At 65.5% G+C, this 16,890-nt stretch carries 11 protein-coding genes; 7 read left to right on the forward strand and 4 right to left on the reverse strand.

Annotated elements, in window-relative coordinates:
- The first annotated feature begins 169 nt into the window (after window positions 1–169).
- The 3 genes from acnB to ACEUCR_RS10835 all read left to right on the forward strand — a co-directional run bounded on the left by acnB (window position 170) and on the right by ACEUCR_RS10835 (window position 6,299).
- The gene (gene acnB, locus ACEUCR_RS10825; RefSeq protein ID WP_111875015.1) at window positions 170–2,767 is read left to right on the forward strand and encodes a bifunctional aconitate hydratase 2/2-methylisocitrate dehydratase; all 2,598 of its coding nucleotides are present in this window, start codon (window positions 170–172) and stop codon (window positions 2,765–2,767) included.
- 260 nt (window positions 2,768–3,027) lie between these two features.
- Complete coding sequence (locus ACEUCR_RS10830; RefSeq protein WP_408790049.1) at window positions 3,028–4,605, forward strand: EAL domain-containing protein; 1,578 nt, start codon at window positions 3,028–3,030, stop codon at window positions 4,603–4,605.
- A gap of 110 nt (window positions 4,606–4,715) precedes the next feature.
- Window positions 4,716–6,299 (forward strand): EAL domain-containing protein, encoded by a 1,584-nt coding sequence (locus ACEUCR_RS10835; protein ID WP_408790053.1) that lies wholly within the window; start codon window positions 4,716–4,718, stop codon window positions 6,297–6,299.
- Between the two features lie 108 nt (window positions 6,300–6,407).
- Here ACEUCR_RS10835 and ACEUCR_RS10840 read toward each other — a convergent pair whose 3' ends face one another.
- Window positions 6,408–7,157 (reverse strand): 3-oxoacyl-ACP reductase family protein, encoded by a 750-nt coding sequence (locus tag ACEUCR_RS10840; RefSeq protein WP_408790056.1) that lies wholly within the window; start codon window positions 7,155–7,157, stop codon window positions 6,408–6,410.
- A gap of 176 nt (window positions 7,158–7,333) precedes the next feature.
- On the opposite strand from ACEUCR_RS10840, the gene ACEUCR_RS10845 reads away from it, so the two are divergent.
- Window positions 7,334–8,257, forward strand: a complete 924-nt coding sequence (locus ACEUCR_RS10845; RefSeq protein ID WP_408790058.1) for a LysR family transcriptional regulator — start codon at window positions 7,334–7,336, stop codon at window positions 8,255–8,257.
- A 60-nt stretch (window positions 8,258–8,317) separates the two neighbouring features.
- Here the strand turns inward: ACEUCR_RS10845 and ACEUCR_RS10850 are convergent, their stop codons facing one another.
- Window positions 8,318–9,226: a LysR family transcriptional regulator gene (locus ACEUCR_RS10850; protein WP_408790060.1), complete on the reverse strand. Its 909-nt coding sequence runs from the start codon at window positions 9,224–9,226 to the stop codon at window positions 8,318–8,320.
- A gap of 76 nt (window positions 9,227–9,302) precedes the next feature.
- Here ACEUCR_RS10850 and ACEUCR_RS10855 point away from each other — a divergent pair, with 76 nt between their 5' ends.
- From ACEUCR_RS10855 to ACEUCR_RS10865, 3 genes are all read left to right on the forward strand, one after another.
- The gene (locus tag ACEUCR_RS10855) at window positions 9,303–9,920 is read left to right on the forward strand and encodes a LysE family transporter (RefSeq protein ID WP_408790063.1); all 618 of its coding nucleotides are present in this window, start codon (window positions 9,303–9,305) and stop codon (window positions 9,918–9,920) included.
- Window positions 9,921–10,036: 116 nt separating this feature from the next.
- The gene (locus tag ACEUCR_RS10860; protein WP_041995036.1) at window positions 10,037–11,443 is read left to right on the forward strand and encodes a D-arabinono-1,4-lactone oxidase; all 1,407 of its coding nucleotides are present in this window, start codon (window positions 10,037–10,039) and stop codon (window positions 11,441–11,443) included.
- Between the two features lie 71 nt (window positions 11,444–11,514).
- Entirely contained in the window at window positions 11,515–12,642 is a 1,128-nt protein-coding gene (locus tag ACEUCR_RS10865) for a CobW family GTP-binding protein (protein ID WP_408790065.1), read from the forward strand.
- Between the two features lie 31 nt (window positions 12,643–12,673).
- On the opposite strand, the gene ACEUCR_RS10870 is transcribed toward ACEUCR_RS10865, so the two are convergent.
- Window positions 12,674–15,772, reverse strand: a complete 3,099-nt coding sequence (locus ACEUCR_RS10870) for an efflux RND transporter permease subunit (RefSeq protein WP_408790068.1) — start codon at window positions 15,770–15,772, stop codon at window positions 12,674–12,676.
- Window positions 15,769–16,836 (reverse strand): efflux RND transporter periplasmic adaptor subunit, encoded by a 1,068-nt coding sequence (locus ACEUCR_RS10875; protein WP_408790071.1) that lies wholly within the window; start codon window positions 16,834–16,836, stop codon window positions 15,769–15,771. The genes ACEUCR_RS10870 and ACEUCR_RS10875 overlap by 4 nt, the downstream gene beginning before the upstream one ends.
- Between the last annotated feature and the right edge of the window lie 54 nt (window positions 16,837–16,890).

Below are 16,890 nucleotides of genomic sequence, written 5' to 3' on the forward strand. Positions count from 1 at the left end.
AACATCAGCAAGTTTAATTGGTTAGCTATGGCAGGTGAATATGTGTGCAGGGATTGGATTTTAATTACTCGTTAAAACTTATATAGTGGGGAGCACCCTAAGGGTGTCCCGCAAGGACGATCGCCGCCAGCCTGGGCGAGCCCCAAAAAAGACCAAAGAGGAATTAGTCGTGCTTGAAACCTACCGTAAACACGTCGAAGAACGTGCCGCCGAGGGCGTGGTTGCCAAACCTCTGGATGCAGAGCAAGTCGCCGCACTGGTTGAACTGTTCAAGAGCCCCCCCGCCGGTGAAGAAGACTTTCTGAAAGAGCTGTTGTCCTCCCGCGTCCCGCCCGGTGTCGATGAGGCCGCCTACGTCAAGGCCGGCTTCCTCACCGCCGTCGCCAAGGGCGAAACCCACTCTCCCATACTGACTGCCGCCGAGGCGGTCGAACTGCTCGGCACCATGCAGGGCGGTTACAACATTCAGCCGCTGATCGACCTGCTGGACGACGCGACCCTGGCTCCTCTTGCTGCCAAGGGCCTCTCCCACACCCTGCTGATGTTTGACTCCTTCCACGATGTGCAGGAGAAAGCCGAGGCGGGCAACGCCTTCGCCAAGCAGGTGCTGCAATCCTGGGCCGATGCCGAGTGGTTCCTGAACCGCCCCGCCCTGGCCGAGAAGATCACCGTCACCGTGTTCAAGGTGACCGGCGAGACCAACACCGACGATCTGTCCCCGGCACCGGACGCCTGGTCCCGTCCCGACATTCCGCTGCACGCCCTGGCCATGCTGAAAAACGCCCGCCCCGGCATCACCCCGGACAAGGACGGCGTCATCGGCCCCATCAAGACCATCGACTCCCTGAAAGAGCAAGGTTTCCCCCTGGCCTACGTCGGCGACGTGGTCGGTACCGGCTCTTCCCGCAAGTCAGCCACCAACTCGGTGCTCTGGTTCATGGGGGATGACATTCCCTTCGTGCCGAACAAGCGCGCCGGTGGCGTCTGCCTGGGCGGCAAGATTGCCCCCATCTTCTTCAACACCATGGAAGATGCCGGCGCCCTGCCCATCGAAGTGGACGTCGCCAAGCTGAACATGGGCGATGTCATCGACATCTTCCCCTATGAGGGCAAGATCTGCCGCCACGGCACCGATGAGGTGCTGGCCGAGTTCACCCTCAAGACCGACGTGTTGATCGACGAGGTGCGCGCCGGTGGCCGCATTCCGCTCATCATAGGCCGCGGTCTGACCGACAAGGCCCGCGAGGCCCTGGGGTTGCCGTTCTCCACCGTGTTCCGTCGCCCGCAGCCCGTGGCCGACACCGGCAAGGGCTACACCCTGGCCCAGAAGATGGTGGGCAAGGCGTGCGGCGTGCAGGGCATACGCCCCGGCACCTACTGCGAGCCCAAGATGACCACGGTCGGCTCCCAGGACACCACGGGTCCCATGACCCGCGACGAGCTCAAGGATCTGGCCTGCCTCGGCTTCTCCGCCGATCTGACCATGCAGTCCTTCTGCCACACCGCGGCCTATCCCAAGCCCATCGACGTGCAGACCCACCACACCCTGCCGGACTTCATCATGAACCGCGGCGGTGTCTCCCTGCGCCCGGGTGACGGCGTCATCCACTCCTGGCTCAACCGCATGCTGCTGCCGGATACCGTGGGTACCGGCGGTGACTCCCACACCCGCTTCCCCATCGGCATCTCCTTCCCGGCGGGCTCTGGCCTGGTGGCCTTCGCCGCCGCCACCGGCGTCATGCCGCTGGACATGCCCGAATCCGTGCTGGTGCGCTTCAAGGGCGAGCTGCAACCGGGCATCACCTTGCGTGATCTGGTCCATGCCATCCCCTACGCCGCCATCCAGAAAGGGCTGCTGACCGTCGAGAAAGCGGGCAAGAAGAACATCTTCTCCGGCCGCATCCTCGAGATCGAAGGTCTGCCGACCCTGAAGGTGGAGCAGGCGTTCGAGCTGGCGGATGCCAGTGCCGAGCGCAGTGCCGCCGGTTGCACCATCAAGCTGGATCAGGCACCCATCGCCGAGTACCTCAAGTCCAACATCGTCATGCTCAAATGGATGCTGTCCGAGGGCTATGGCGACGTGCGCACCATCACCCGCCGCATCAAGGGGATGGAAGAGTGGCTGGCCAATCCGGTGCTGATGGAGGCGGACAAGGATGCCGAGTACGCCGAAATCATCGAGATCGATCTGGCCACCATCAAGGAGCCCATCCTGTGCGCGCCGAACGATCCGGACGATGCCCGCCTGCTGAGCGACGTGGCCGGTGACAAGATCGACGAGGTGTTCATCGGTTCCTGCATGACCAACATCGGCCACTTCCGTGCCGCCGGCAAGCTGCTGGACAAGTTCCAGGGTTCCCTGCCGACCCGGATGTGGATAGCGCCCCCCACCAAGATGGACAAGGATCAGCTGACCGAAGAGGGCTACTACGGCATCTTCGGCCGGGTCGGTGCCCGCATCGAGATCCCGGGCTGTTCCCTGTGCATGGGCAACCAGGCGCGGGTAGCGGAAGGGGCCTCGGTGGTTTCCACCTCCACCCGCAACTTCCCGAACCGTCTGGGCAAGGGGGCCAACGTCTACCTGGCCTCCGCCGAGCTGGCCGCGGTGGCCGCGATCATCGGCAAGATCCCGACCGTGGCCGAGTATCTGGAGTACGCCAAGACCCTGGATGCCACGGCGGCAGACACCTACCGTTACCTCAACTTCAACGAGATCGCCTCCTACACCCAGAAGGCCGATGCGGTGATTTTGCAGCAAGCGGTATAAGGCTGGGCGCCGATATGACGCACTCAGCATGAAGACGAGCCCCGGCCCTGTGCCGGGGCTTTGCTTGTTGTGGCCAGCGAAACGGGGGACGAACAGGTCGGTGAGTATGTGAGTAAAAAATGATCTGGATCCTGAATGGCGCGGCGGACAGGCATTATCATGTCTTCCCCCGGCTGCGATCGGATGTTTGCAGCTTGTCATCCAGGTGAGGCGATACAGCCATGATGGCTATCCTCTCAGCCCCATGGTCTGGCCACACTATGTTTCTGTTCAGTCTCGATCTCTCTCGCCCTGGTCGGCGCCTGCTGAGTGCGGTCCTAGTCTTTGCCCTGCCCCTGTCGGTGGGGCTGTGGGAGTTGCACGCCAACTATCTGCGCACCCTGGATAGGCAGTCCGAACAGGCCGCGACCCAGGCGGTGCAGCTGATGGAGGTGATGCTTGACCATGTGGAGGAGGCCAATCGTACCGTGGCCCCCCTGATCAGCCATCCCTGCCAGTCCAACCTGCTCACCCTGCGCAAGCAGGTGGCTCTGGTGCCCTTCGTGCGAACCCTCAATCTGATCGATGAAAATGGCATCTATTGCAACTCTGTGATGGGCAAGGTGAGCTGGCAGGATGAGCCTGACACCTACCATGAAGGTTTCCTGCGGCTGCTGCCTGGCCATGCCGAGCTGAGCAGTCAGCCCATGCTGGCGGTGCGCACCGAGAGCCAGCATGGCGCCGTGCTCAGCACCATCGACAGGGAGTATCTGAAGATGATACTGACCCTGAGCGCGCCCCATGGCGGCGAGGTCCTGCTCCATGTCGGGGAGGAGTGGCTGGATCACCTGGGGGAATTGATGGGCAGGGAGCCCAGCCTGCCCACCCTGGCCAATCACAGTGTCCAGTCGAGACGCTACCCCCTCTCCATCTACGCCGGCCTGGTGCTGCCATCCAGCTGGCATTCCCTCTGGCAGGTCAGACGGGTGACCATGCTGATGCTGCTAGGATTCTCCCTCGGCATCTCCCTGCTGGTGTGGTGGCTGCTGGGTCGCCCCGGCTCCATGGAGGGGGAGCTGAAGCGGGCGTTGCGGGCCAAGGAATTCGTCCCCTATCTGCAACCCCTGGTGGCCGGCGAGGGGGGCAAGGTGATGGGGGCCGAGGTGCTGATGCGCTGGCAACACCCCTCATCCGGTCTTGTCCGTCCCGATCTCTTCATTCCCCAGGCGGAGGAGTGCGGCGTGATAGTGCCCATGACGGCGCGGCTGATGCAAACGGTCGCCCAGCAGCTGGCGGGCTGGCAGGACAAGCTGCCTGACGGTTTTCATATCGCCTTCAACATCAGCGCCGTCCACTGCCGGGACTTCTCCCTGCTGGCACAGTGCCGTGCGTTTCTCTCCCACTTCCTGCCGGGGCAGGTGGTCCTGGTGCTGGAGCTGACCGAGCGGGAACTGCTGGTGGCCGATCCCCACACCCTCTCCCTGTTTCGGCAACTGGACGAGCTGGGGGTCAGGCTTGCCATCGATGACTTTGGCACCGGCCACTCCAGCCTGGTCTATCTGCAGCAGTTCCATGTGGATTACCTCAAGATCGACAAGTCCTTCATCGGCCGCATCGGCACCGAGTCCCTGTCCGAGCACATAGTGGACAACGTCATCGACCTTGGCAGCCGGCTCGGCCTGGCCCTGATCGCCGAAGGGGTCGAGACCCGGGAGCAGGCGGAATACCTCAAGGGCAAGGTGACCTATCTGCAAGGCTACCTGTTTGGCCGCCCAGTGCCGCTGCGCCAGTTCTGCCGGGAGTTGGCGCCCTCGACGCCTGCGAAGGCCCCCTGCACCAGTCTCGCCCTCTGCTCCTGATCAGAGGGCGTCGTACACAGCCCAACACGGGTGCTCACCTTTTGAACGATTAGGCTCCGGTTCAGCAGGGGCTTGCTAGCATGGATCTCCTTTCATGAGCGGGAGCCACCATGCGTTATTGCAGCGATGTCGATACGGCCAGACCCAGAACGAGAGTGTTGATCACCTTGCTGGTGTTCGTGCTGCCCATGCTGCTCGGCAACTGGGCGCTGCTGGTGCGTTATCGTGCCGATCTGCGCTGGGAGTCGAGGCAGGCGGCGAGCAATACCCTGGGTCTGATGGAGACCATGCTGGCCCATGCCGAGCAGGCCAACGACCAGGCCTTGCCGTTTCTGGGCAAGCCCTGCACCGAGGCGATGCCGACCCTCAGATCCCTGGTCGCCATGGTGCCCTTCGTGCGTTCGGTCAACCTGAGCCAGGGGGACAGCATCTACTGCACCTCCCAATTTGGCCTGCGGGAGATCCCCTATGTCGCCGACGCCTACAGCCAGGGTCGCCTGAGGCTGATGGAGGGCAATCTGGTGCGGCGCCAGCATCCTCTCCTCTCGGTGCGTGCCGCCTCGCCCCGGGGAGCCGTCCTCACCGTTATCGATGGGGACTACCTCAGCTTCATGCTGAACTTCAATCACAGAGCCATGCCCATCATGCTCAGGGTCGGCGATAGCTGGCTCGACGAGGAGGGCCATTTCTTTGCTGCCGAGCCTCCCCTGGCGAGCCAGGACCATGTGCGGCTCCAGGCGGCCGGTTACTCGATCTCCATCTATGCGGGCTACTCCTCCCAGCCTACGCTCCTGGGGATGTGGCGGCACCGTGACTTCGGGATCTGGCTGTTGCTTGGCTTTTGTGCCGGGTTTGCCGCCATCATGTGGTGGCTGCTGGGTCGCCCCCGTTCCCCCACCAGCGAGCTGGCCCGGGCCCTGCGGGCCAAGGAGTTCGTGCCCTACCTGCAACCCCTGGTGGAGAGCGGCAGCGAGCGCATCATGGGGGTCGAGGTGCTGATGCGCTGGCAGCATCCCGATGTGGGGCTGATCCGGCCGGATCTCTTCATCCCCCAGGCGGAGGCATGCGGGCTGATCGTGCCCATGACCAGCCTCATCATGGGGGAGGTGGGTCTGCGGCTGGCCGCCGAGCAGGAGCGGTTGCCCGATGGCTTTCATGTCGGTTTCAACATCAGCGCGGCCCACTGCCGGGATGACAGCCTGCTGGAAGATTGCCGCCGATTCCTCGCCCATTTTGTGCCGGGCAAGGTGACGCTGGTGCTGGAGCTGACCGAGCGGGAGCTCCTGGTGGCCGATCCCCACACCCTGGCACTGTTCCAGGCGCTGGACGAGCTGGGAGTCAAGCTGGCCATGGATGATTTTGGCACCGGCCACTCCAGCCTGGTCTATCTGCAGCAGTTCCACGTGGACTACCTCAAGATCGACCAGTCCTTCATCGCGCGCATCGGTACCGAATCCCTGTCCGAGCACATCGTCGACAACGTGATCGATCTGGGTCATCGCCTCGGCCTGGCCCTGGTGGCCGAAGGGGTCGAGACCCGGGAGCAGGCGGAGTATCTCGAGGGCAAGGTGACCTATCTGCAGGGCTACCTGTTTGGCCGCCCCGTGCCCGTGCGGCAGTTCTGCGACGAGCAGCTGGGGCGGGAAGGGTTGCCTGCGACGGGCGTCAAAGAGGCGCTGCTCGAACCAGCCTGAACTTGCCCTGTCAGCAGGCCTCCTCACGGCCGTGGGTGACAGCCCGATCCCCTGGTAAGCAAGCCCCGGCGAGTGCCGGGGCTGTTGTATCCGACGTCAAATGGAGATTCAGGCGGAGAAGCCGCCGTCTATGGTCAGACTGGCGCCAGTGACATAGCCTGCTTCAGGCCCCGCCAGGTAGGCGACGAAGCTGGCGATCTCCTCATCCTTGCCGTAGCGGGCCAGTGCCATCATCCCCTTGAGCTGCTCTGCCGATTCCCCGTCAGCCGGGTTCATGTCGGTATCGACCGGGCCTGGCTGCACGTTGTTGACCGTGATGCCCCGCGGGCCCAGATCCCGTGCCATGCCTTTGGTCAGGCCGACCAGGGCCGACTTGCTCATGGCGTAGACGGATCCGCCCGCCATGGGGATGCGATCGGCATTGGTGCTGCCAATGTTGATGATGCGTCCCCCCTGGCTCATGTGGCGAGTCGCTTCCTGGCTGGCCACGAACACGCTGCGGATGTTGACGGCCAGGGTGCGATCGAGATCGTCCAGGGTCAGCTCTTCAATATTGCCCCATACCAGCACCCCGGCGTTGTTGACCAGGATGTCCAGCCGCCCGAAGTGGGTGACGCTCTGGCGGATGGCGTGCTGCACGGCCGCGGCATCGGCGCTGTCGGCCCGGATGGCCAGGGCCTTGCCGCCCGCCGCCGTGATGGTCGCGACAACTTCCTCTGCCTGGCTGGCGGAGGAGACATAGGTGAAGGCCACGGCGGCACCATCGCGAGCGAGGCGTTTCACAATGGCGGCACCAATGCCGCGGGAACCACCTTGTACGAAGGCAACGTGTCCACTGAGGGGTTTGACGGTCAACATCTGGTCTCTCCTGTCTGGTGATAAGGTAACGTCTGAGCGAGTTGGGAACTCAAGGCTCTCCGAGCCACCCCAGGCAAGGGGTGGTGTTGAATGAACCTGCTTGTAGTGTGATTGATTCCTGTAGATTGATTAAGTAGCTATTATTCCAATCTCTAATTCCCTCAAGGACCTAATTGATGGCAGTACAGGATCCCTTTCTGAGTGTCAGGCATTTTGTCGCCGTGGCCCAGTCGGGCAGTTTCACCGTGGCGGCGCTGGCGTTGGGGCTGACCGGCTCGGCGCTGAGCAAGAGCATTGTGCGTCTGGAGGCACGGCTGGGGGTCAAGCTGCTGCACAGAACAACCCGTCGGGTGAGCCTGACTCCGGAGGGGGAGGCATATCTGGCCAGCTGCCTCCAGGCTACCCGGGTACTGGAAGAGGCGGAACAGAGCCTTGCATCGGGAAAGCAGAGCCCGTCGGGGCGCGTGCGCATCGATCTGCCCGCTGCGTTTGGTCGCAGGCACGTGCTGCCTCTCCTGCTGGAACTGGCTGGCCAGCATCCACAGCTGGATCTCTCGGTGACCTTCAACGAGCGCAAGGTCGATCTCATCGAGGCCAACATCGATCTGGTGGTGCGCATAGGGGCGCTGGACGACCAGGGAGATCTCGTTGCGCGCCGCCTGGGTGAGCAGCGGCTGATCATCTGCGGGGCCCCCTCCTATCTGACCAGGCGCGGGGTGCCCTTGACCCCGGACGAGCTGTCACGGCACGACTGCATCATTGACTGGCGAGCCGGACATCGTCATGGCTGGCTGCTCGGCAATGGGGCGGGCAAAACGCAAGTCCGTGACATACCGGTTCGCTACGAGATGGGGGATGGGGAAGCCGTGCGGGCAGCGGCACTGGCCGGCCTTGGGCTGGCACAGGTGCCGACCTGGCTGGTGAGCGAGCAATTGGCAGCGGGCACCCTCGTCTCTGTGCTCGATGATCACGCCGGCGGCGAGATGCCGATCAATCTCCTCTGGGCCAGGAGCCAGCACATGGCGCTCAAGGTGCGCGTCGTGGTCGATGCCTTGCTGTTGGCGGCGCAACAGGGTGGCAGTGCCTTTCGGGCCGGCTGAGCCGGGTGCCGTGCACTCCCCTGGCTCAAGATAGCCGCGCGGGTGAGGAGCGGCGAGGGCTCAGCTCAGGTGATGCAGCCAGTTCGCCAACGTCTCGTGGGGGCTGCCGGGTTCGGGAGGGGCGGGGGCGAGCAGGTGATAGGCGGTGCCGTCGGGGACGAAGCCGAGCGGTGCCACCAGCAGACCGGCCTCGATATCGTCGCACACCTGCCGGTAAGGGCCGATGGCGACTCCCAGCCCGGCGACTGCCGCCTGCAGGCTGAAATAGAAGTGCTCGAAGGTCTGACCCGGCACCTCCTCGTCGGCAGACATGCCTGCGTGCTGCCGCCACGCTTGCCAGGCACTCGGGCGGGTCTTGGTGTGCAGGCGGGGGGCCGAGGGGCGCAGGGCCCAGCCCTCTTCCCGTCGTTCGAAAAACTGCGCCACCTTGCCCGGCTGGCAGACAGGGCCGGTCCGCTCCTCGAACAGCAGCTGGCTGTGCAGATCCTCGGGCCAGTGGAAGTCGTTGCGCCGGATGGCGAGATCGATGCCGCTGTCGAAGCTGAGGGCGCCGCCCCCCGCCATCAGATGGACGTCCAGCTCGGGGTGCAGGGCCTGGAAGGCGGGCCAGCGCGGGATCAGCCAGCGCATCAGCAGGGTGGGCTCGCAGGAGAGCACCAGCGATTGGGGACGGCTCTGCTGGCGCAGGGCCTGGGCCGTCTGGCGGATGCCGCCCAGCCCCTCCCTGACCGCCCGATAGAGCCGCTCGCCTGCCTCGGTCAGGAAGACCCGACGCTGGCGCCGCTCGAACAGCATGACCCCCAGATCTTCCTCCAGCAGACGCACCGCCCGGCTGATGGCGCCATGGGTGAGGTGCAGCTCGTCGGCGGCGCGGCCGAAGTGCTCGGTGCGGGCCGCCACCTCGAAGCAGCGCAGGGCCGTCAGGGAGGGAAGCGACAGACTTTTCTGTGAGTTATTTTCACCATTCATGTCAGAAATCATCGTTCGTTATTGGTGCAATGGCCAAATAAAATAGCCGATATTCCCTCTAATCAGGACTATTTTCATGACAGAACTGTTCGCCGTGGTCGCCATTACCCTCTTTGCCGTCATCAGCCCCGGGCCCGACTTTGCCATGGTGTCGCGCAACAGCCTGCTGCTCTCGCGCCGCACCGGCGTGCTGACGGCGCTCGGCATCGCGGCCGGGGTCTGTGTCCACGTGAGCTATACCCTGCTGGGGGTGGGCCTGCTGATCCAGCAATCCCTCTGGTTGTTCAACCTCATCAAGCTGGCGGGGGCGGCCTACCTCATCTTCCTCGGCATCAAAATGCTGCGGGCCAAACCGGTCGCCGCTGAGGAGAGCCTCAGCCAGCCCGCCCTCTCCAGCCTGGGGGCACTGCGCACCGGTTTTCTGACCAATGTGCTCAACCCCAAGACCACCATCTTCATCGTCAGCCTCTTCATGCAGGTGGTGCAGCCGCAGACGCCGCTGGCGGTCCAGCTCGGTTATGGCGCCTTCATCGCCCTGGCTCACGCCCTCTGGTTCGGCGCCGTGGCGCTCTTCTTCTCCAGCGCCTCGGTGCGGGTGCGTCTGCTGGCGGTGCGTCACTGGATCGATCGGGTGTTTGGCGCTCTGCTGGTGGGATTCGGCATGTTGCTGGCGCTGACCCAGCAGACGCGCTGAGGGGAGGGGGAGAGGCGCGCCTTATCCACCCCCGACTGTAGGGGCTTGTTTTTCATGCCTTGGCGCTCGCTTTTCGGTAGAATCGCCGCTCATTTTGAAGGCAGATGAGGCGCGGTATGACGGTTCAGTTCCAGGCATTTCACAGCATCAAGGCGATTGGCAATCGGGAGGTGCTGTTCAACTGGTCGCGAACCAACCCCCTCGGCGCCCTGGATCAGGTGTGGCGCCCGACGAATCGCGACGAGCTGCAACAGCTGCTGCGCAAATACCCCGAGCGCAAGCTGCGGCTCATCGGCTCCGGCCTCTCCTTTGAACCCATCCACAGCGTCTATGCCGAGGGCAGCCAGGCGCTGCTGGTGGACCTGCACCACCTGCGCGGCCAGCTGGACAAGACAGCCGATACCGTGACCTACCTGGCGGGGACGCCGCTCGATACCGTCTACGCCGATCTCATCGCCATGGATCGCATGCTGCCGGCGTCCCCCGGGGTCATCGGCATCCAGACCCTGGGCGGCGCGCTCAGCACAGGTACCCATGGCCAGGGGCTGCACCAGTCCGCCCTGTGCGATGCGGTGGAGGCCCTCACCATCATGCTGGCCAATGGCGACATCATTGGCGTGGATCGCACGGATCCCCGCTTCGGCGCCTTCGTGATGGGCATGGGCATGCTCGGCATCCTGCTGGATGTGCGCCTGCGCACCGTGCCCAACCGCATCATGCGCTGCACCAAGTTCACCACCGATTACCCCTTCCTGCTGGAACACAACGAGCGGCTCAACCGGGAGCACGGCTTCGTGAAGAGCTGGTGGTTCGCCTGGACCGGGGAGAGCCACATCTGGCTGGTGGATCCCGCCTCCGATGACGAGGTGGCCCGCTACCGCGCCGGCGGCAGCGAGCCCCTGCTGCTGGAGGGAGACATGGACGAGCGCATGAACCTGGCCCTCAATGCCACCATAGATGCCACCCTGCAGAAGATGGCGCGGGACACCAAGGACGAGGCCCGGGCCGGGGAGCACTTCGAGACGGTGCGCCGCTTCAAGGATGCCTCTGACTTGGTGGGCAACGTCTACCAGATCCTCTGCAAGGGGATACCGGCCCCCCAGATCAACTGCGAGGTGGCCGTGCCCCTGGCGCGCATGGGGGAGGCGCTGGAGATCCTGCAAGCCTGGCAGGAGCGCAACCCGGGGGCGCTGCACTACCCCTTCATCCTGCGCTGCACCGGCCCCTCCGAGGCCTGGCTCAGCGCCGCTTATGGCAAGTCGGTGTGCTGGATAGGATTCCTGGTCTATCTGGCGGCGGACGGCACCTTCGTCGGTGGCTCCATGGAGCAGATGCGCGAGCTGCAGCAACTGCTGGTGCCCCTTGGCGGCATTCCCCATTTCGGCAAGCATCTGGCGATGGATCTCTACGACTTCCCGGCCCTGCTGCCACGCTGGCACGACTTCCTGGCCTTGAAGCGCGAGCTCGACCCCCATGGCCGCTTCGAGAACCGCTGGCTCGGCGAGCTGTTTGCCAACCGGTAAGGAACTGACATGACGGATATGCAAGACACCCGCTTACTCATCACACTGCCGACCAGAGGGGAGTCATCCCTATGACAGACATGCAAGACACCCGGATCCCCGTGACCTTGCTGACCGGCTTTCTCGGCAGCGGCAAGACCACACTGCTCAACCACTGGGTCAAGCAGCCCGAGCTCGGGGAGTGCGCCGTGCTCATCAACGAGTTCGGCGCTGTGGGGCTGGATCACCACCTGGTGCAGCAGGTGGACGAGCAGGTGGTACTGCTCGATTCCGGCTGCATCTGCTGCTCGGTGCAGGGCTCCCTGGTGGAGGCGTTGCAGGGGCTCTTCATGAAGGCGATCCAGCGCAAGATCAAACCCTTCAAGCGGCTCATCATCGAGACCACGGGCCTGGCGGATCCCGCCCCTGTGCTGTTTACCCTCAAGGAGGAGGGCTTCATCGCCCAGCGCTACCGCTTCGACGGCACCGTCACCGTGGTGGACGCCGGTCATATCGAGCAGCAACTGGCTGCCCAGTACGAGGCGGTCAAACAGGTGGCCCTGGCGGATCTGCTGGTGCTGAGCAAGGGGGATCTGGTGGAGGCGGAGCAGCTGGATCGGGTGGAGGCCCGACTGGCGACCCTCAACCCGGCGGCGCCCGTCGAGCGGGTCAGCAATGGCGTGCTCTCCCCCGCCGTGCTGGAGAAGCTCGGTGCCTACAACGAGGCGGCCGGTCGGGACGTGCGCCAGCTGCTGGCCTGGCTGCGCACCGAGTCCCCGAAACAGGGGCTGGCATCACCGATGCAACCCAAGATGCAGCCGTTCGCCGCCAAGGTGGGGGCCGCCGCCCCCACCCATTTTGACCATGGCAACATAGAGAGCTTCTCCCTGCGCATCGGTGAACCCCTCAAGCCGTCCCGCCTGCTGGCCGCCATCGATGCGGTACAGGCGCAATACGGCGACGCCCTGCTGCGGCTCAAGGGCATATTGCAGCTGGAAGGGGAGAGCCAGCCCGTGGTGATCCACGGGGTACATGGCCAGCTCTATCCGTTGCAGACCCTGCTGGACTGGCCGGAGGGGCGTGCCCAGTCCCGGCTGGTATTCATCGTCAGGCGCGCCGACAAGGCCGCTATCGAGGCCCTGTTCCTGGCGACCCTCAAGGCCCCCGAGCCGAGCCTGGAGCAGCGGCTGAAGGCGATGCTGGAGTCGCCGGACGCCTGACTGGCGGTGCCGGGAGCCTCGGGCCTGCGTCTCAGCCTGTCTGCCCCAGGGGCGGTCTCTGCTGGCGGTCCGCCTCCTGGCTGGCTGCCTGGCCGCGCAGCAGCAGGAAGGCGGCCGGCGCGAAGTAGAAGGAGAGCAGGGTCGCCAGGGCCGTGCCCCCGGCGATGGCGATGGCGAAGGGGGGCCAGAAGCCGCCGCCACCCAGCAGCAGCGGCAGGAAACCACCGACCGTGGTGATGGTGGTGGAGACGATGTGGCGGCTGCAACCGGCCACCAGGTTGCGGATCTGCGCCCTGTCCCCCCTCATGGCCAGGGGATCCGCCTTGAGCTCCGCCAGTATGACGATGGCGGCGTTGATGGCGAGCCCCATCAGGCCGAGCAGGGCTATGATGACGGTGAAACCGAAGGGGTAGCCGAGCAGCCAGACCCAGAGCAGCCCCAGCCCGCACGATTGCAGCGCCACCAGCATGATGACCCCCGCCATGCGAAACGAGTTGAAGCTGAGCACCAGCACCGCCAGCAGCAGCACGGCGATCAGGCCCACGTGGGCCATCAGGTTGCCCACGGACTCGTCCCGCTTGGCCGACTCGCCCCCTATCTCCAGCCGATAACCCGCCGGCAGCGCCAGTTGCCCCTCATCCAGCCGCTGACGCACCTGGTTGAGCACCGTCTGGGGCAGCACCCCCATCCTCAGGTAGGCCTCCAGCACATTGACCCGCTCGCCGTCCCGGCGACTGATCTCCCCCCAGCTCGGGCTCAATGTGGCGCTGGCCAGGTTGCGCAGGGTCAGCCCAGTGCCCCCCTCGTCATTCCTCAGGGGCTGGTTGAGCAGATCCTGGATATCCTGGCGCTCGCTTGCCGCCAGCCGCACCCGGACAGGGATAGACTCGGTGCCCTCCAGCACGGCGCCGCCGACGCGGCCATCCAGGGCCGCCTCCAGCCGGGTCGCGAGCTGGCCCAGGTTCATGCCCGCCAGCAGGCTGGCCTCCTCGTTCACCGTCAGCCACAGCTTGGGCACCCCCGCCTGCAGGGTGGCCCGGGTCTGGATCACATCCGGGGTCTCGGCGAGCAGGGCGCGCACCTCTTCCCCGAGGCGGTGGAGCTGGTGCAGGTCCGGGCCGAACAGGCGCAGCTCCACCGGGGCGTTGAAGGGGGGGCCCTGTTCGAGCTTGCGCACCAGGATCTGGGCCTGGGGGAAGGCCGTGTCCAGATCTTGCTGCAACCGGGGGATCAGGCGGTTGGCGCTGGCGAGATCCCGAAACCGTATCATGCCCTGGGCATAATCGACCCGGCCCTGCTGACGGGGCACCAGGTTGTAATAGAAGCTGGGGGCGTTGTCACCTATGACCCAGTCCTGGCGGACCAGCTCGGGGTAGCGGGCCAGGGTCTGCTCCATGGCGGCCACCAGGGTGCGGGTGTGACCCAGGCTGGCCTGGGGGGAGAGGCTCACCTCTATGTGGATCATGTCCCTGTCCGCCGGTGGGAAGAACTGCTCGGTCAGGCGGCCGGCGGCCCAGAAACCGGCGAGGGGCAGCAGGCAGACCAGCAGCAGGCTGGTGCGGGGACGGGCCAGGGCCCAGGCCAGGCTGCGCTCGAAGCGGGCGGCCAGGGCGGGCAGGTGCAGGCCATCCCGATACCAGGCGCTGCCTCCCCGAGGGGCGACCCAGCGCGCCGAAAGACCGGCCACCAGGGTATGGGAGATGAGGTAGGAGCCGATCAGGGAGAAGATCACCGCCCAGGCGATGCCGCCGACGAACTCACCGGCCGGGCCCGGCATCAGTATGATGGGCAGGAAGGCGAGCAGGGTGGTGAGGGTGGACCCCAGCAGCGGCAGCCAGAGGTGGCCGATGGCCTCCATGGCGGCGGCGGTCACCCCCATGCCGTGGCGGCGCTGATGCTGCACCCGATCCGCCATGACGATGGCGTTGTCCACCATGATGCCGAGGGCCACCACCAGGCCGGTGACCGACATCTGGTGGATGGGCAGGCCGATGAGGTTCATGCAGGCAAAGGTGAAGGCCACCGTCAGGGGCAGGGAGAGGCTGACGATGAGGGCGGCCCGCAGCCCCAGGGTCACCAGCAGCACCCCCATGATGATGGCGAACCCCTGGCCTATGTTGACCAGCAGATCCGAGAGGCGGCGCTCGGTATATTGACGCTGATCGAAGCTGGTGGTCAGGGCGATGTTGTCCGGCAGGCTCAGGGCAAGGTCGGCCAGCATGGCATCGAGCTGGGCCGACCAGAGATCGATGCGCCTGTCCTGGGCCATGCGGATGCCGACCACGATGGCCCGCTCCCCGTTGGCGAAGGCGAGCTGGCTCTCGGGCTGGCGGATGCCGCGCTTCACCTCGGCGATGTCGCCAAGGCGCAGGGTCCGACCCTGCTCGTCGGTGCGCAGGGGGATCTGACGGATGCGCTCCAGGGTATCGAGGGAGCCTCGCAACTCGATCAGCAGCCGGTTGTTGCGCCCCTGCAACTCCCCGGCGCTCACCTTGGCATCGGCTCCCCGCAGGGCTTGGGCCAGGGTGGGGCCATCGAGCCCGGCGGCGCCCAGGGCCAGGGGATCGAAGGTGACCTCTATCTCCTCCTCGGGGGCACCGGTGCGCTCCACGTACTGGGTGCCGGGCAGCATGCGTGCCCGCCGCTCTAGCTCGGCGCTGTAGCGGGCCAGGCGATCCAGCTGGATGGGGCCGGGCCCGCGCCAGCTGAGGTTGACCAGCCGGGTGAAGGGGTAGCCCTTCTCGTCGTTGAGCTGGGGAGCGCCGGCCCCGTCGGGCAGCTCGGAGGCGAGATCCCCGAGCCGATCCCGGATCCGGGACCAGACGGGCACCACCTCGGTCACCTCGTCCCTGAGCTCGACCTGGATGATGGAGAGGCCGGGGCGGGAGTGGGACTCGATGAGCTTGACCTCGCTCTGGGCCCTGAGCCGGTTCTCTATGGGCTCGCTCACCAGGGCCTCGACCCGCTCGGCACTGGCGCCGGGCAGGGGGGTGACCACGCTGGCGAAGCGGCTGATGATCTGGGGATCCTCGGTGCGGGGCAGGCTCTGGAGGGCGGCCAGCCCGGCGGCGATCAGCAGGGCTACCGCCAGCAGGGCCAGTCGGCCGTTGTCGATGAAGGCGCGGATCATGGGGTCGCCTCCTGCACCGTCACCCGCTGACCCGGCACCAGCTTGTGCAGGCCGTCCATGACGATGCGCTCATCCCCTTGCAGGGCCCCCTCTATCCAGGCGCGCTCTCCATCCTGCTGCAACAGGCGCACATCCCGGCTGACGATGGTGGGCTCCGGGGTGCGGGTGGCCACATAGAGGGTCCAGCCGCCCCGGATCCCCTGGGTCAGGGCGGTCAGGGGCACCACATAGGCGTCGATGGCGCTGGGGGTCTGGTGCAGCAGGCTGATCAGCTGGCCCTCGGCCAGCATGGCGGCGTCCTCTCCCAGGGCGAAACGGGCGCTGCGGGTGTGGGTGTGGCCATCGACCCGGATCCCCAGGTTGACCAGGCGGGCGGTGAAGGTGCGATCCGCCGCCTGCAGCGGGTAGGTTTGTCCCGGGCTCAGGGTGGCGGCCAGCTCGGCGGGAATGCCGATGTCCGCCTCCCAGTGACCGGTACGGATCAGGGCGAACAGGGGCTGGCCCGCGTTCACCACGGCGCCGAGGGGCTGCTCCCGGCTCACGACGGTACCGCTGAAGGGGGCCAGCAGACGGGACTTCTCGATACGGACCTGATTGGCCTCTTGCGCCGCCGCTATCTGGCTGGCGCTCGCCTCCAGCATGCGGGTCTTGCCCTGCCACTCGTCTATCTCCTGATCCGAACTGAACTGGCGCTGGCGCAGGGTAGTGAGCCGGGTGAGCGTCTGGCGGGCCAGGGTCAGTTCGGCCCGGTTCTGGCCGAGGCGGGCGGCCAGCTCGCGGGCTTCGACCTCCAGCAGTCGGGTATCCAGGGTGGCGAGCAACTCTCCGGCGGCGAAGGTGTCGCCCCGCTCCTTGTGCAGGGAGGCAATCCGCCCCGCCAGCTCGAAGCCGACGGCCCCCTCCTGGGGTGCCACGACCCGGCCGGTGTAACGGCGCAGCTCCGGATAGTGATCGCTCGATTGCAGGGGGAGGGCGGTGACCCGGGTCGGGGTGGGGGTCGCCACTTCCTGACTGACCGGACCGCAGCCGGCGAGCAGCAAGAGCGCGAGTAGCAGAAGCGCCATGACATCATCCTTGTGTTGATTTAGTATTCAAACCATACCGTACAGTCTAGTTTT

This window comes from Aeromonas bivalvium, assembly GCF_046078285.1.
Classification (GTDB): Bacteria; Pseudomonadota; Gammaproteobacteria; order Enterobacterales; family Aeromonadaceae; genus Aeromonas; species Aeromonas bivalvium.

Excerpts from the sequence above, each read along its gene's own strand:
- ACEUCR_RS10855 (WP_408790063.1), top strand. The coding sequence starts at position 9,303 with ATGACAGAACTGTTCGCCGTGGTCGCCATTACCCTCTTTGCCGTCATC.
- ACEUCR_RS10840 (WP_408790056.1), bottom strand. The coding sequence starts at position 7,157 with ATGTTGACCGTCAAACCCCTCAGTGGACACGTTGCCTTCGTACAAGGT.
- ACEUCR_RS10845 (WP_408790058.1), top strand. The coding sequence starts at position 7,334 with ATGGCAGTACAGGATCCCTTTCTGAGTGTCAGGCATTTTGTCGCCGTG.
- ACEUCR_RS10870 (WP_408790068.1), bottom strand. The coding sequence starts at position 15,772 with ATGATCCGCGCCTTCATCGACAACGGCCGACTGGCCCTGCTGGCGGTA.
- ACEUCR_RS10850 (WP_408790060.1), bottom strand. The coding sequence starts at position 9,226 with ATGAATGGTGAAAATAACTCACAGAAAAGTCTGTCGCTTCCCTCCCTG.
- ACEUCR_RS10835 (WP_408790053.1), top strand. The coding sequence starts at position 4,716 with ATGCGTTATTGCAGCGATGTCGATACGGCCAGACCCAGAACGAGAGTG.
- ACEUCR_RS10875 (WP_408790071.1), bottom strand. The coding sequence starts at position 16,836 with ATGGCGCTTCTGCTACTCGCGCTCTTGCTGCTCGCCGGCTGCGGTCCG.
- ACEUCR_RS10865 (WP_408790065.1), top strand. The coding sequence starts at position 11,515 with ATGACAGACATGCAAGACACCCGGATCCCCGTGACCTTGCTGACCGGC.
- ACEUCR_RS10860 (WP_041995036.1), top strand. The coding sequence starts at position 10,037 with ATGACGGTTCAGTTCCAGGCATTTCACAGCATCAAGGCGATTGGCAAT.
- ACEUCR_RS10830 (WP_408790049.1), top strand. The coding sequence starts at position 3,028 with ATGTTTCTGTTCAGTCTCGATCTCTCTCGCCCTGGTCGGCGCCTGCTG.